The sequence below is a fragment of the Actinomadura sp. BRA 177 genome (genome assembly GCF_013372625.1).
Lineage (GTDB): Bacteria > Actinomycetota > Actinomycetes > Streptosporangiales > Streptosporangiaceae > Spirillospora.
In genome coordinates this window covers 1-560 of sequence record NZ_JABXFD010000045.1, presented here as the reverse complement: position 1 = coordinate 560, position 560 = coordinate 1, and the positions used below count along the sequence as shown (strand labels likewise).

The following is a 560-nucleotide window of genomic DNA, read 5'->3' as shown; positions in this document are numbered from 1 at the left end:
GGCCGGGGCGGCCCGCGTCCAGCGCGCCGCTGTAGGCGACCGCGGTCTCGGCGGCGGCCTTGAAGACCCTGCCCTTGCCGTCCGCCGCGGCCTTCTGCTCGGCGCCGATGTAGACCCTCTCGAACACGCGCGGGACGGCCAGCAGGAACGTCGGCTGGAAAGACGCGAGGTCGGGCAGCAGGTTCGGGATGTCGCCGGGACCGAGGACGATGCCCCCCTCGAGAGTCGCGGCCTCCAGCCGCCGCGCGCACACGTGCGCGAGACGCACCAGCAGCAGCGTCGCGATGCCCAGCGCCCAGTACACGCTGTCGATGGCGTACGGTGGCGGTGCACTAAGCGGCTTTTCTATGCCCTTCATTCATGTGAGCAGCACTTCAACATATCCACAGATTACAGAGTGCACGCTTACTGGTCTGACATGCCCTACCTTACACGACTCTCACGCTCCCACACGGCCCCTCGACGACGCCTGCCATCTCGACCTTATCACCACACCCAAACACACCATCCCGGACTACGAAGCCTAGACTCCCTATACACCACTCCAGCACACACGACGC

The 560-nt window shown here is 65.7% G+C and carries 1 pseudogene; it reads right to left on the bottom strand.

The window, feature by feature from the left end:
• Positions 1–358, bottom strand: a pseudogene (locus HUX53_RS00200) (hypothetical protein); the annotation flags it as partial.
• Positions 359–560: the final 202 nt, after the last annotated feature.